This window comes from Rectinema subterraneum, assembly GCA_009768935.1.
GTDB classification, from domain to species: Bacteria; Spirochaetota; Spirochaetia; order Treponematales; family Rectinemataceae; genus Rectinema; species Rectinema subterraneum.
Genome location: WESA01000056.1, coordinates 1 through 13,086 on the forward strand (window position 1 = coordinate 1; position 13,086 = coordinate 13,086).

Here is a 13,086-nt window from a genome sequence, read left to right on the forward strand (position 1 = left end):
CAATGCGCTTGTACCCACCACGGACCTCAACAACGCTCTCCTAGCCTTCATTCTTACGGGTTATGCAGGCTTTACCACAGCGGCAGGGCATATCGGTCACAAATACAAAATGGATCACGATATCTCCCTCATGATGCCCGAGTTGTGGGCGCGTATGGGGCCCGAAGAACGCGATCCGGAATTCCTGAAGAGCCACGGCTACCTCGAAAAAGTCGAAGACTTCAAGTACAAAGGCCGGCTCATTCCTGCATCCCGGCTTGGATGGCGCATCACACCGCTCTTTGCTGCGACGTACCTTGGAAGGCTGTTCGATACGCCTTCGGTCGTGTTCCCTGAAGACATGCTGAGGCCAGAACTCCAATCGCTCGAGGAATTTGTCGATGGCATCGAGAATATCGCCGCAGCGATGGAAAAATCGGCAAAGGCATATTTCGAGGACGGCTCGGTCGAAGCAGCTATACCGCCGCTCAAAGCAGTACTTTCCGTCATGGCGTATGGCAATTACGAAGGCAAGAGCATCCAGGATCCCGAAGTGCGCAAGCTGTTCGATAGGGAATATGTCTTGTCCTCGGACTGGTACCGCGAGCGCCTTGAGCGCTATCGGGAACATGAAATCGCCTATATCGAATCGTCGATCTCCTATCTGAGAAAGTTCCTCGCTGAGCGCGCCGAGCCGAAGAGCCTGACCGAGCGCCGAGTACAGGCTGAACTCTCGAGCGCCCATGGCCGGCTTGAGCAGCTTATGGCTCCGAACTACCTGAAACGCATCTGGGGATCGATCGGCCTGGATCCGCTGTATCAAGGGCAGCAGAAAGCCTGATGGACAGCAGGCGCGCATATGGCCGAGAACCGACAAAAGGCGCTTTTTGTTCATAATATTGGAGAGCTGTGGACGGCCGAGGGACTGCGCGCAGCCGCGGGCCCGGCCATGGGGCGCGTGAAAAAATTCCGCGACACTTGCTTATATATTGAAGACGGGCGCATTTCTGCAATCGGCGAAGAGGCGCGGCTGCGCGCCGCGGCCACGGCAGCTCCAACTTTCGACGCAGAAGGGCGCGCCTGCGTTCCTGGCTTTATCGACAGCCATACGCATTTTATTTTTGCCGGCTGGCGCGAGGATGAATTCTACTGGCGCGCCCAGGGTATTCCCTATATGGAAATGCACCAACGAGGAGGCGGCATCCAGAAGAGTGTCGATGCAACACGCCGCGCATCATTGGAAGAATTGGTTCGCCTTGGCAAGGCTCGCCTCGAGACAATGCTCTCATTGGGCATCACCACAGTAGAAGGCAAATCCGGCTACGGCCTCGACAAGGAAACAGAACTTCGCCAGCTGCAAGCGATGGACGAGCTGTCAACAGTCATGCCCCTCACTATTATCCCCACATTCTTGGGAGCCCACTCGATTCCTCCTGAATATAAAGACCGCCCCCGCGAATTCCTTGCCTTTTTGGTCCGCGAAGTTTTCCCTTTATTTAAGAAAAGGGGTCAGACCCCTTTTGTTGACATTTTCTGCGAAGAAGGCGTATTTGGCATTGAAGATTCGCGCTGGTACCTCGAACAAGCCCGCGCAGCCGGCTTCGCGCTCAAACTTCATGCCGACGAAGTCAAACCTCTAGGCGGCGCCGGCCTAGCTGCCGAGCTCGGCGCCACAAGCGCCGACCACCTCCTCAAGGCCTCCGATCAGGACATCCAGGCCCTCGCCGCCGCCGGCACAATTGCCTGCCTCTTGCCGCTCACCGCCTTCAATCTCCGCGAGCCGTACGCCAGCGGCCGCCGCTTTATCGATGCCGGCTGCGCGGTTGCCTTGGCAAGCGATCTCAACCCCGGCTCCTGCTATAGTCAATCTATTCCGCTTATTTTCGCCCTCGCTGTGCTCTATCTGGGCATGTCCATCGAAGAAGCGCTTACCGCTCTCACGCTCAATGGCGCTGCTGCACTCGGGCTCGCTGCGCAGACAGGCTCGCTCGAACCAGGAAAGGACGCTGATTTTCTGCTCCTAAATGCGCCTTCGCCGGGGCACCTTGCCTACCATGCGGGCATGAATCTTGTTCATTCTGTGTTCAAGCGCGGAATTCTTGTCTGGCAAAACGGCAATGTTCTTGGGCCGGCCCGAATTTAAAGGTCTTCATAACGGCAGAGTGCGGCACAAGGTTGGAAGCACTAGCAAAAGCGCCGCCCGCGCCCGCGAATGCCTTCTATGCACCCGGCACAAGGTTCGAAGCACTAAGATTAGGGCGGCACAAGCTTGGGAGCACTAAGCTGGTTCCCCCTTTTTGAATCGAGTGACCGCAAAAATAACCACTGCCACCAGAACCGCCACAAAAGCCGCTACAACCGCGGCATTCGGTTTCTCCTTATACAGGAATAATCCAAGCAAAAGCTGTGAGGTCGGCGTCAGATACTGGATAAAGCCGATCAGCTGCAGACTAATGCTTGTCGCCGCCACCCCGAACAGCAGCAAAGGGACTGCAGTCACTACCCCGCTCAAAGCCAAAAGGGCCGTCACCCTCAAACCCGCATTGCCAAACGAACCCGCCCCTTGTGCATGCATGACCGCCAAAAAGGCAAACGCAAGCGGCGCTACAGAGAATGTCTCCAGTGCCAGACTCGTAATCGGCGCAAGCCCCAGCCCCTTTTTAACGGCGCCGTACAGCGCAAAGGTAATCGCAAGTATGAGCGAAATCCAAGGCACCCGCCCATACAGGATACCAGCAGCGACAATTCCCACCAAAGCAATTCCAACCGCAATGCGAGTCCACCTGTCGATATGCTCGCGGAACAGCATTGCCCCAAGCGCAACTGACAGAAGAGGATTAATGTAATATCCTAGCGCGGTTTCAAGCACATGGCCAGAGTTGACTGCATAAATATACATTCCCCAATTCACAGTTACGAGCAATCCAGCCGCGCCGACCAGCACGCGCTTTCGCGGATCCTTCAAGGCAACACCCAGGCTGGACATTTCTTTTCTGGCCAATAGCAGCATAAGACAAAACACTGCTGCCCACAGGATTCGGTGAGCGAGTATCTGCAGCGGCAACACAGATGAAAGCAATTTCCAATACAGAGGAAAAATACCCCAAAGCCCGTAAGCACCTATCGCAGCAAAGAGGCCTTGTTTTTGGCTGAAACGTCCCGTCCGTGTTTCATGTTCCATCGATGTTTGCGCTTTTTCTTGCGCCATTCCTTTCAGTCTCCTTTTCTTCCTGAAGCTTGTGAAATGCTTTACACAGGAACCCAAATTTCAAATTTTGAAACGCCAGGCATAAAATTCGATATGCTCTCGTAATAAAATTGCAAAAATTCACAAAAATCTACAGGCAAATATATTGACATGGCGCAATTCGCTGTTTCTATATGTAAATACAATTCTCTTGGTGCATATATTACACCAAGAGAGCAACTGCAAGTAAGGAGGCAGTATGAAGAAAGTATTGTTTGTAATGGCGCTCGTCGTGTTGGTCGCCGCATCCTACGCACAGGATATAAAAATCGGCGGCATCGGTCCTGTTACCGGCGAAGCAGCAACCTTCGGCATTTCCACCAAAAACGGCATGACAATGGCTGTTGATGAATGGAATGCAAAAGGCGGTATTTTCGGCGGCCGCAAGGCAAAACTGATCTTCGAGGACGACAAAGGCGATCCTTCAGAAGGCGCAATTGTATGGAACAAACTGATTCAGCAGGACAATGTCGTCGCGATTGTCGGCACGGTCATGTCCAAAGTGTCGCTGGTTGGCGCTCCTATTAGCCAGGCTGCGGGCATTCCTATGATCAGCCCAACTTCGACAAACGAAAAGGTAACACTTGTCGGCGATTACATTTTCCGCGCTTGTTTCATCGACCCGTTCCAGGGGACAGTAGGTGCAAACTTCGCCTTCAACGATCTCAAAGCCCGTTCCGCAGCAGCGATTTTCGACCTGGGCAACGATTACACCAAAGGCCTCGCCGAGAACTTCAAAAAGCAATTCGAAAAACTTGGCGGAAAAGTTGTAGCCTTCGAGGGGCACCCAACTGGTACAACTGATTTCAAAGCGCAGCTGACAAAAATTCTGCAGGGCAAGCCTGATGTGATCTACATCCCCGACTACTACAACGATGTCGGACTCATTGCAAAGCAGGCCCGTGAACTCGGCTTCAAGGGTCCACTCGTCGGTGGTGATGGATGGGACTCGCCCGAACTGGTCAAAATCGGCGGTACCGCAGTCGAAAACGGTTTCTTCACCAATCACTATTCATCTGAAGACAAGCGGGCCATTGTCCAGGATTTTGTAAAGAAATACAAAGCCAAATTCGGTGCGGAACCTGATGCGCTCGCAGCACTCGGCTACGACGCCATGTATATCATGCTCGATGCCATCAAGCGTGCTGGTTCTACAAAGGGAGCAGCCATTCGCGATGCGCTCAAAGCAACCGATATCAATGTCGTTTCCGGCCGGATCAAATTCGACGAAAACCGCAATCCGATCAAGTCTGCGGTTATTATCGAGATCAAGAACGGCAAACAGGTGTATCGGACTACTGTCAATCCATGACATGAATCCTGAAGGGCTGTCCTTTCCGGACAGCCCTTCTCTCTATTAATATAGCTCTCCACCTTTCCGGAGCGTGGCGAGCCTTTCTGATTTTCCGCACTGGCGGGAAAATGCTCTCTGTTTCGCCCTGTAAATACAAAGGCGAAGAAGGGTTCAAACCATGGGATCGATTTTCAGTCTCCAGCAGATTCTCAATGGTCTTCAGCTTGGTTCTATCTACGCGCTCATTGCGCTCGGCTACACGATGGTGTACGGAATTGTGCGGCTTATCAATTTTGCACATGGCGATTTTTTCATGATCGGCGCATATGCCGCATACGGCTCATTCTACATGTTCAATGCCCTCGTTGCCGGGAGATCAGGTACCCTCGCGTTTTTAGTGCTGTTGGCCGCAATGATCGGTGGCGCTAGTATTGCCTACCTGACCAATAAATTCGCTTATAAACCGCTCAGATATAAGCCAAAGCTCAGTTCGCTCATCACTGCAATCGGTGTTTCGATGTTTATTGAATATTTCTTTTCTGCATTACCGGCAATCGGTCCTTCTTATCGGTCGTTCCCGGATATTATTGTGCGAAAGGAAATCCGCCTTGGAAATGCGGTCATTTCGAATCTTGTGATTATTGACCTGGCGGTTGCAGCAATTCTCATGGTGGGACTGACGCTTCTTGTAAGAAAAACAACGCTTGGCAAGGCAATGCGCGCAGTCTCGCAGGACAAGGATGCAGCCCGTCTTATGGGAATCGACATTGAAAAAGTCATCTCTTTCACCTTTATGGTCGGCGGGGCTTTTGCAGGTGCTGCGGGTCTTCTGGCGGGCATGACGTACCCGCGCATTTTCCCGTACATGGGTATTCTGCCTGGTCTCAAGGCATTTATCGCTGCAGTGCTTGGGGGCATTGGCAACATTCCTGGTGCAATGCTCGGCGCCTATATCATGGGCATCGCCGAAACTTTTGCTTCTGCGTATAACTCGCTCATTGGAGAAGGAATAGCATTTGCAATTCTCATTCTCGTCCTCTTAATCCGCCCAAGAGGCCTTCTGGGCGAAAAAATTGCTGACAAGATCTAGGAGGAACCCGCATGAATGTACGCAAATTGCCGCGCTTTTTGATTGCAGTGGTTCTATTTTACATAGTTGTAGAGGTCCTCTATAGAACAGAAATCCTGAATGGCTATCTGCTGCATATTATCAATTTATCGCTCATATATGTCATACTTGCGACAAGCCTGAATCTCATCAACGGCATCACGGGGCAGTTTTCTCTGGGGCATATGGGCTTTGCCGGGGTGGGAGCCTATGTTTCGGGTTCTCTTACTACGTTGATCCTTAAGCTCTCGGTGACTAATCCAGCCAGCATGCTGCCATTTCTTCTCTCCATTATAGCAGGGGGTGTCGTCGCCGCATTTGTGGGATTCCTCATCGGGTTTCCTTCGTTGCGTCTAAAGGGAGACTATCTTGCGATCGTAACGCTGGGTTTCGGCGAGATCATTCGAACGATTTTCAATAATATCGATGCAGTCGGCGGTCCTCGCGGGCTGCTCGGCATTCCTAAATTTTCAAATTTTACGGTGATACTTGTCGCTGCGTTTCTTACAGTCGTCATTATCCGCAATTTGATTGAATCGTCGCATGGGCGAGCCATGCTTTCGATAAGGGAAAATGAGCTTGCTGCCGAGCTCGTCGGTGTCAATACAACACGGTATAAAGTGATGGCCTTCACTTTTGGCGCTTTTTTTGCGGGTATTGCAGGCGGGCTGCTCGCTCACCTCATTCAGCTCGCGCACCCTACGCAGTTTGGTTTTATCAAATCTGTCGAAGTATTGATTATGATCTACGCAGGCGGCGTAGGTTCTCTCACAGGATCCATCCTGGCAGCTTTCGGACTCACCTTCCTCTCGGAGGGTTTGAGGCTCGGTATACGAGCGCTTGCTGACGCGACGGGCCTCCCGATTGGAGGGGAATGGCGCATGGTCGTCTATGCGCTCCTTCTTATCTTTATCATGCTATTCAGGAATGAGGGATTAATGGGAATGAGAGAATCAAGAATCATCAAGAATGTGGAGGTTGATTGATGACCCCCCTGCTAAAAATCGAACATCTGACCCATTTTTTCGGCGGCTTGCGGGCGGTCTACGATTTCAATTTCGAGATACCCGAAGGCTCCATCTATGGTCTTATCGGTCCGAACGGTTCCGGGAAAACCACCATCTTCAATCTGATTACCGGCATTTATGACCCTACTGAAGGGGCAATCAATTTCCAGGGCGAAAATATCAAGGGCATGAAGTCATTCAGAATTGTGCATAAAGGAATTGCCCGGACTTTCCAGAATCTTCGAATCTTCGGAAACCTCTCCGCGATCGACAATATCCGCATTGCACGCCACTATACCACTACTTCCAGCCTGTTTGCTTCCATTCTGCGCCTGCCCTCTTTCAAAAGCGAAGAGCGAGCGGTCAAAAGGGAAGCTCTCGAACTGCTCGATCTCATGCATCTTTCCAATCGCGCAATGGAAACCGCTAAAAATCTCCCGTACGGAGAGCTGCGGCGGCTCGAGATCGCGAGAGCGCTTGCCACCAAGCCCAAGCTCATTCTTCTTGACGAACCGGCGGCGGGCATGAACCCCAAAGAAGTTGATGACCTCATGCGGCTTATCAGCCGTATTCGTGACGAATTCAAGGTCACCGTGTTCCTCATTGAGCACCATATGCAGGTCATCATGGGCATCTGCGAATGGATCAAAGTGATAGATTTTGGCGAGACAATTGCAGAAGGCCTACCGGACAAGGTCAAGAATGACCCGCGGGTTCTCGAAGCCTACTTGGGAAAGCGAGGTACATAATGCTGAAAGTAACAAATCTCAAGGTCAATTACGGCAAGATCGAAGCGATCAAAGATGTAAGTTTCGAGGTTCCCGACGGAAAGATTGTCACGCTTATAGGCGCGAACGGCGCAGGCAAAACAACAACACTCCGCGCAATTTCAGGGCTCGAGCGCGCTGCCGGCGGTTCAATCGTGTTTGAAGGCAAGGATATTACAAATCTCGAAGCCCACAAGATCGTGCCATTGGGTATTTCGCATGTTCCCGAAGGGCGCAAGATATTTCCTACGCTGACTGTAAAGGAGAACCTTGAGCTTGCGGGCTGGACCATAAAGGATAAAACCGAGGTGAACCGCCGAATCGATCAGGTCTGCGAAATATTCCCGCGCATCAAGGAACGATTGAGCCAGCTTGGTGGCACGCTCTCTGGCGGGGAACAGCAGATGCTGGCAGTGGGGCGCGCGCTTGTCACTGGAGGAAAACTGCTTCTTCTCGACGAGCCTTCGATGGGGCTGGCCCCTGTGCTGGTCGATGAAATATTCGATCGCATTGCTGCAATCAACAAGCAAGGAACGACGGTTCTGCTGGTAGAGCAGAATGCAATGGAGGCTCTTGAAATAGCCGATTTTGCGTATATTCTCGAGGTCGGCTATACCACTATTTCCGGCGAGGCAAAAGCTATCGAACACGATCAGCGCGTACGCGAGGCATATCTGGGCGTGTAAAACAAAGGCCGCCCTGGCGCATTGCCGGGCGGCCTTTTCATAGCTGAATGTTGCACGTGCTCTGTGCGCGCCTTATTTTGCATTTGCCATGTGCGCCTTGCACACTTTGCAAATTTTCGTCTTTTTGCCTTCGATTTCCTGTTCGTAGATCACTTTGACGCCAGTGCGTCCGCATACCGGACAGGTCCCGCGGCCACTCGATACCACTTCCCGCAATCCTTTGCCCCTGTGAGCTTTGGACATATCAGTTTCCTCCCTGCGACCTTCAGGCCTGTTTCTTTGTCTTCCGCTCTGCTTTGCGCTTTTCGCGCTCGGCTTTCTTCTCATCGGCTTTCTGGCCGACAAGCTCGAGTACCACAAGGCTCGCATTGTCATTCGCGCGATTGCCGAGTTTGAGAATCCTAGTGTAGCCGCCATTGCGCTCTTTGAAGCGCGGTCCGATATCGGTGAACAGTTTTGCAACTGCATCTTCACCATAGAGCCTGGCAGACGCAATCCTTCGATTGTGGACGGAATCTTCTTTCGCCCTCGTAATGAGCTTTTCTGCTGCGCGTCTCGCTTCGAGCGCCTTGGCCTTGGTGGTTACGATTTTTTCCTGCTTGAACAGCACGGTAACCATATTCCGGATAAGGGCCTTGCGGTGAGCGGCGACTCGGTTGAGTTTGTTATAGCCGATCTTATGCTTCATCGCTCTCTTCCTTCTTCATGTTGAGTTTTATGTGATTTCTCAGCGCGGAATAGTCCGCCATGCCGAGGCTGAGGTTCCACTCGGCGAGTTTGGTCTTGATCTCCTGAAGGGATTTCTTGCCGAAATTCCTTGTCTTGGTGATCTCTTCCTCGGTTTTCTTCGTAAGATCGCCGATAGTCCTGATGTTCGCATTCTTGAGGCAGTTGAACGAGCGCACGGACAGCTCGAGCTCTTCGACCGGCATGTTGAGAATCTGGCGCACGCGCTCCTCGATCTCGTCGCTAGTCTCTTCGCCGCCTGCTTCATTCTCGTCGAAGTTGATGAAAATCGAAAAATGATCCTTGGCGATTTTGCCTGCTTCACCGAGCGCATCTTCCGGCTTTATTGTCCCATCTGTCCAGATTTCGAGCACGAGCTTGTCGTAGTCGGAACGCTGGCCAACGCGAGTCGGCTCAATCGAGTATTTTACCTTTTTTACAGGCGTAAAAATAGCATCCATCGGAATCGTGCCGACCACATCGATGAATTTTTCATTGACTTCGCTCGGCACATAGCCGCGGCCAAGATTCACCTGCAATTCAAGGCCAAGGTGCACGGACGGATCCAGCGAAGCAATCTTGAGTTCGGGATTGAGCACGATGAGCGAGCTTTGGTCGGCAAAGAAGCTCCCGCGTAGTTCTTCCATTCCCTTGATCTCGTATTCGAGGGTGAGTTCTTCCTTGTCGTTCGGGAGTTTGACGCGCAGCTTCTTGAGGTTGTTCAGTACCTCAATCGTGTCCTCTACCACCCCGGGGATGGTTTCGAACTCGCTCGTAATGACATGCGGTACACCTTCGTCATCATATCGAGTTATGCGCACCGCGGTAATCGCATACCCCTGAATGGAGGACAACAGGATGCGGCGCAGGGTATTCCCGACAGTAGTTCCATAGCCTGGCTCAAAAGGATACGCAACGAACTTTCCGTATGTGTCGGTAGATTCGCTCTGTTCGTAGGTGATGCCCTTCGGCTTTTTGAAACCTTTAAGTAGGTTTTTGCGCGCCATTTCCGCTCCTTATTTCGAGTACAACTCGACGACCAGCTGTTCCTTGATATCCGCAATATCTGTAACATCCTGGCGCTGCGGATTGGTAACAAAGCGGCCGGTCATTTCATCTGCATTGACCTCAAGCCAAGGCATTACACCAGATTTCTGCACTTCTTCGAGGGCTTGGCGGATGGATTCCATCTTTTTTGCTGCACCGATCACGGAAATGACATCGCCCGCTCTTACCAGGTAAGAAGCAATGTTTACACGCTTGCCGTTCACGGCGATATGTCCATGGTTCACAAGCTGGCGCGCCTGAGCGCGAGAGCTCGCAAAACGCAGTCGGTATACGACATTGTCAAGCCTGCGCTCGAGAAGAATGATAAGGTTATCACCAGTTTTCCCAGGCAAACCGAGCGCCTTTTCGAACGTATTGCGGAACTGCTGCTCCATGAGGCCATAATTTCTCTTGAGCGCCTGCTTCTCGCGAAGCTGAACCGCATATTCGGATTTTTTGCCAAGGCGTGTCTTGGGCGCTTTCCCTGGGGGAAGCCGCTTCTTGTTGATTGGGCACTTGTCGCTGCGGCAGCGGTCGCCCTTGAGGAAAAGCTTTCTTCCTTCAGCACGGCAAAGCCTGCATACAGGTCCGATATATCTAGCCATTCTTGTAACCCCCTCTTAAATGCGGCGCGCCTTCCGAGGCCTGCAGCCATTATGGGGAATCGGTGTCACGTCATTGATCGACTTGACTTTGAGTCCCATTACGCCGAGCTGTCGGATTGCGGACTCTCGGCCAATGCCGGGCCCTTTCACAAACACATGCACTTCGCGCAAACCCGCCTGAATCGCCTTCTGAGCCGCAGCTTCGGTTACAGTCTGAGCGGCAAATGGCGTCGATTTTTTGGCACCGCGGAATTCATGGCTTCCGGAACTCGACCATGAAATAGCATTTCCATTGAGGTCGGTCACGGTCACAATCGTATTGTTGAAGGTTGCCTGAATATAGACATTCCCTTCATATACGCTCTTTTTCTCTTTTCTCTTCTTCGTCTTTGTCGTAGTCGCAGCCACGTTCATGCCCCTCCGTTAGACGGCTTTCTTCTTGTTTGCAACGGTCTTTCTCTTACCTTTGCGCGTGCGCGCGTTCGTTCTCGTCCGCTGGCCGCGAACGGGAAGACCTTTGCGGTGGCGTAGGCCGCGATAGCAGCCAATATCCATCAGACGCTTGATATTCAGCGCAATTTCAGTTCTCAAGCGGCCTTCAACTTTGTATTCGTTTTCGATTACTTTGCGCAGCTCGTTGATCTCTTCATTCGAGAGATCATTTATCCTTTTGGCGGGATCGATTCCCGTCGCTTCGCAAATTTTGATTGCACTCGTCCGCCCGATCCCATAGATATAGGTGAGGGCGATATCAACATGCTTGTTAGGGAGGTCAACTCCCGCAATACGCGCCATGAGCTTCCTCCTGCTCTCAGCCTTGTTTCTGCTTGTGCTTAGGATTCTCACAGACAATCCTAACCACACCATTGCGCCGCACTATCTTGCATTTATCGCAAATTTTCTTGACGCTTGTTCTAACCTTCATGGGTTCCCCCTGTTCGCAAACACGCAATTAAATACCATTCTGTCAAAAGTTTCTATAGGTTCCTCGACCTGATATGCCCTTTTCGCACCAGGCCGTCATGGTGATGCATTTTCAAAAGCGCTTCTACCTGCGCCATGGTATCGAGATCGACACCGACAAGGATAAGCAGCGATGTACCGCCCAGCAGATATGCCATCTGGCTCGGAAAATTGAACAGCCGCTGCACCAGCGTCGGAATCAAGGCGATAAGGCCGAGGTAGAGCGAGCCTGGCAGAATGATCCGATTGAGCACTCGTGTCAGGTATTCTTCCATCTTTTCGCTGCGGATACCTGGTATCGAGCCGCCATTTTCGCGGATATTCTTCGAAATCTCCTGCGGGTTGAGCGTCACCTGCGTATAGAAGTACGCAAAGAAAATAATGAACACGACATAGAAGAAGTTGTACCAGAATCCGCTCGGCCTGAGCCAGTATGAAAAATCTCTCAGCCATTTTGCCTGCACGCCAAAACTCTGCGCAATCTGTAGAGGGAACGTCAGAAGGCTCGAGGCAAAGATGACAGGGATAACGCCCGACGGGTTGATTTTGAACGGGATATAGGTGTTCTGCGCGCCGTACATCCTGCGGCCCACGATACGCTTTGCATAGTTGACAGGGATTTTTCGCTGCCCCTGCTGTTCAAGCACGACCAGCGCGACAACCGCAACAAACATGATGAGCACGACAATGGCGTACACCGCATTGATTTCGCCGAGCTGAATCTTCTTGATGAGCTCGTAGGTCGCATTCGGCAGACGGGCAACAATACCTGCAAAAATGAGTAGCGATATGCCATTGCCAATGCCGCGCTTGGTTATCTGCTCGCCGATCCACACGAGGAACATGGTGCCTGTCGTTACTGTGATCACAGCTACAATCGTATACATCGTCCTATTGGACATCGCGATGGCATTGGGAATCCGGTCAGCCCATACCGTAACCGAAAAACTCTGAATGATAGCAATACCGATGGTCCCAATCCTTGTCCAGCGGGAAATTTTGCGACGCCCGCCTTCTTCTTCCGCAATATTCTTGAGCTTGGGAAAGATGACGAGCAAGAGCTGCATAATGATCTGCGCGCTGATATAGGGCATGACACCCATCATGAACAGGGAGAAATTCTTGAATGCGCCGCCTGCGAAGAAGTCAAGATAATCGGTGATTCCGCCGCCGGTGTTGGCCTGGTTTGCGAAATATGACTGCAAGGCGCTCGCATTGATTCCAGGTATGGGCAAGAATGCTCCCAGACGGAAAATTGCGAGCCAGAACAGAGTAAAGAAAATCCTATCCTTCAGTTCCTTGACTCTGAAAATATCTACGAGTGTACCAGCCATTCGCTCCTGCCTTTATTCTTTACGCATCTGCTGAAGAACCGGTTGCTGCAGGCACTTCCACTTTGCCGCCCGCTGCTTCGATCTTCGTCTTCGCACTGGATGAGACCGCATCAACGCTTATTGTGAGCGCAATTTCGATCTGACCTTCGCCGAGTAGCTTGACGGGCAGTTCAGGCTTTCTTACAAGCCCTTTCATGAAGAGACTCACGGTGTCGACCGTGTCGCCTGCCTGGAACTTGCCTTCGAGATCCCGGATGTTCACAATCTGGTATTCCTTGCGGAATGGGTAATTGGAAAAACCGCGATGAGGCAGACGCCTGTAC

16 protein-coding genes and 1 pseudogene are annotated in these 13,086 nt (G+C 51.8%); 7 read left to right on the forward strand and 10 right to left on the reverse strand.

Annotated features, from left to right (window positions below; translation table 11 throughout):
• A pseudogene (locus GAP13_RS11390) lies at positions 1 to 820 on the forward strand (hypothetical protein); the annotation flags it as partial.
• 18 nt (positions 821 to 838) lie between these two features.
• Positions 839 to 2,122, forward strand: a complete 1,284-nt coding sequence (gene hutI / locus GAP13_RS11395; protein WP_158907826.1) for an imidazolonepropionase — start codon at positions 839 to 841, stop codon at positions 2,120 to 2,122.
• 135 nt (positions 2,123 to 2,257) lie between these two features.
• Here the strand turns inward: hutI and rarD are convergent, their stop codons facing one another.
• The gene (gene rarD / locus GAP13_RS11400; protein WP_158907825.1) at positions 2,258 to 3,187 is read right to left on the reverse strand and encodes an EamA family transporter RarD; all 930 of its coding nucleotides are present in this window, start codon (positions 3,185 to 3,187) and stop codon (positions 2,258 to 2,260) included.
• 238 nt (positions 3,188 to 3,425) lie between these two features.
• Between rarD and GAP13_RS11405 the strand changes: the two genes are divergently transcribed.
• From GAP13_RS11405 to GAP13_RS11425, 5 genes are all read left to right on the forward strand, one after another.
• Positions 3,426 to 4,538, forward strand: a complete 1,113-nt coding sequence (locus GAP13_RS11405; protein ID WP_158908447.1) for an ABC transporter substrate-binding protein — start codon at positions 3,426 to 3,428, stop codon at positions 4,536 to 4,538.
• A 160-nt stretch (positions 4,539 to 4,698) separates the two neighbouring features.
• Entirely contained in the window at positions 4,699 to 5,610 is a 912-nt protein-coding gene (locus GAP13_RS11410) for a branched-chain amino acid ABC transporter permease (protein WP_158908448.1), read from the forward strand.
• Between the two features lie 11 nt (positions 5,611 to 5,621).
• Positions 5,622 to 6,614, forward strand: a complete 993-nt coding sequence (locus GAP13_RS11415; protein WP_158908449.1) for a branched-chain amino acid ABC transporter permease — start codon at positions 5,622 to 5,624, stop codon at positions 6,612 to 6,614.
• Entirely contained in the window at positions 6,614 to 7,384 is a 771-nt protein-coding gene (locus GAP13_RS11420; protein WP_158907821.1) for an ABC transporter ATP-binding protein, read from the forward strand. The genes GAP13_RS11415 and GAP13_RS11420 overlap by 1 nt, the downstream gene beginning before the upstream one ends.
• On the forward strand, positions 7,384 to 8,088 hold the full coding sequence (locus GAP13_RS11425) for an ABC transporter ATP-binding protein (RefSeq protein WP_158907820.1): 705 nt from the start codon (positions 7,384 to 7,386) through the stop codon (positions 8,086 to 8,088). Before GAP13_RS11420 ends, GAP13_RS11425 begins: the two co-directional genes overlap by 1 nt.
• A gap of 72 nt (positions 8,089 to 8,160) precedes the next feature.
• Here the strand turns inward: GAP13_RS11425 and GAP13_RS13035 are convergent, their stop codons facing one another.
• The 9 genes from GAP13_RS13035 to GAP13_RS11465 all read right to left on the reverse strand — a co-directional run.
• Complete coding sequence (locus tag GAP13_RS13035; RefSeq protein WP_186338834.1) at positions 8,161 to 8,331, reverse strand: hypothetical protein; 171 nt, start codon at positions 8,329 to 8,331, stop codon at positions 8,161 to 8,163.
• 22 nt (positions 8,332 to 8,353) lie between these two features.
• Positions 8,354 to 8,776 (reverse strand): 50S ribosomal protein L17, encoded by a 423-nt coding sequence (gene rplQ, locus GAP13_RS11430; RefSeq protein ID WP_158907819.1) that lies wholly within the window; start codon positions 8,774 to 8,776, stop codon positions 8,354 to 8,356.
• On the reverse strand, positions 8,766 to 9,821 hold the full coding sequence (locus GAP13_RS11435) for a DNA-directed RNA polymerase subunit alpha (RefSeq protein ID WP_158907818.1): 1,056 nt from the start codon (positions 9,819 to 9,821) through the stop codon (positions 8,766 to 8,768). Before GAP13_RS11435 ends, rplQ begins: the two co-directional genes overlap by 11 nt.
• A gap of 9 nt (positions 9,822 to 9,830) precedes the next feature.
• On the reverse strand, positions 9,831 to 10,466 hold the full coding sequence (gene rpsD / locus GAP13_RS11440; protein WP_158907817.1) for a 30S ribosomal protein S4: 636 nt from the start codon (positions 10,464 to 10,466) through the stop codon (positions 9,831 to 9,833).
• Positions 10,467 to 10,481: 15 nt separating this feature from the next.
• Positions 10,482 to 10,880, reverse strand: coding sequence for a 30S ribosomal protein S11 (gene rpsK, locus GAP13_RS11445; RefSeq protein WP_158907816.1), 399 nt, complete (start codon positions 10,878 to 10,880; stop codon positions 10,482 to 10,484).
• A 9-nt stretch (positions 10,881 to 10,889) separates the two neighbouring features.
• The gene (gene rpsM / locus GAP13_RS11450; protein ID WP_158907815.1) at positions 10,890 to 11,261 is read right to left on the reverse strand and encodes a 30S ribosomal protein S13; all 372 of its coding nucleotides are present in this window, start codon (positions 11,259 to 11,261) and stop codon (positions 10,890 to 10,892) included.
• Positions 11,262 to 11,277: 16 nt separating this feature from the next.
• Positions 11,278 to 11,391: a 50S ribosomal protein L36 gene (gene rpmJ / locus GAP13_RS11455; protein ID WP_158907814.1), complete on the reverse strand. Its 114-nt coding sequence runs from the start codon at positions 11,389 to 11,391 to the stop codon at positions 11,278 to 11,280.
• A gap of 52 nt (positions 11,392 to 11,443) precedes the next feature.
• Positions 11,444 to 12,763 carry a preprotein translocase subunit SecY gene (gene secY / locus GAP13_RS11460; RefSeq protein WP_158907813.1) on the reverse strand — a complete coding sequence of 440 codons (1,320 nt, stop codon included), beginning with the start codon at positions 12,761 to 12,763 and terminating at the stop codon, positions 11,444 to 11,446.
• A 19-nt stretch (positions 12,764 to 12,782) separates the two neighbouring features.
• The coding region (locus GAP13_RS11465; protein WP_186338833.1) for an uL15 family ribosomal protein at positions 12,783 to 13,086 on the reverse strand (304 nt) is incomplete at its 5' end.